The sequence below is a fragment of the Bradyrhizobium sp. WSM4874 genome (genome assembly GCF_055811835.1).
On the sequence record NZ_JBVVPR010000310.1, the window covers coordinates 1 to 207 of the forward strand.

General features: G+C 64.7%; 1 pseudogene. It reads left to right on the top strand.

What is annotated here, in order from left to right:
* Positions 1-207: pseudogene (locus AC0L3P_RS40440) on the top strand (transposase); the annotation flags it as partial.

Here is a 207-nt window from a genome sequence, read left to right on the forward strand (position 1 = left end):
GAAGGCGATCCGCCGCACCTTCGGTTCGGCCGCTGCAATCCAGCGCTGCCAGATCCACAAGGCGCGCAACATCATGGAACGCCTGCCGAAAGAACATCATGCGCCCACCCGTCGGGTGCTGCGCCAGGCCTGGGAGCTCGATGACGCCGACAAGGCTGAAAATTGATCCGCAATCTCGCGCGTCGCCTCGACCAGCAATGGCCCGGC